The sequence below is a fragment of the Virgibacillus sp. M23 genome, from assembly GCF_034190895.1.
In the GTDB taxonomy this organism is placed as follows: domain Bacteria; phylum Bacillota; class Bacilli; order Bacillales; family Amphibacillaceae; genus Virgibacillus; species Virgibacillus salarius.
Window position 1 is genome coordinate 1 of sequence record NZ_JAWDHA010000382.1, and the last position, 385, is coordinate 385.

1 rRNA gene is annotated in these 385 nt (G+C 46.8%); it reads right to left on the minus strand.

The window, feature by feature from the left end:
* Positions 1–259: ribosomal RNA gene (locus tag RVS70_RS23115) — 16S ribosomal RNA — on the minus strand; the annotation flags it as partial.
* Positions 260–385 lie beyond the last annotated feature (126 nt).

Genomic DNA, 385 nt, shown 5'->3' on the forward strand with positions numbered 1-385 from the left:
AACTAGCTAATGCGCCGCGGGTCCATCTGTAAGTGGTAGCCGAAGCCACCTTTTATGTTTGAACCATGCGGTTCAAACAAGCATCCGGTATTAGCCCCGGTTTCCCGGAGTTATCCCAGTCTTACAGGCAGGTTACCCACGTGTTACTCACCCGTCCGCCGCTAACATCAGGGAGCAAGCTCCCATCTGTCCGCTCGACTTGCATGTATTAGGCACGCCGCCAGCGTTCGTCCTGAGCCAGGATCAAACTCTCCGATAAAGTAGTTTGACTGACTACGCACATCGCTGTGCGATTTATAAAAATGAATTAACAGGTACGTTTTGTCTTGTTTAGTTTTCAAAGATCATTTTGTTTGTTTGCTTTGTTAATGCAACTTTATTAGTA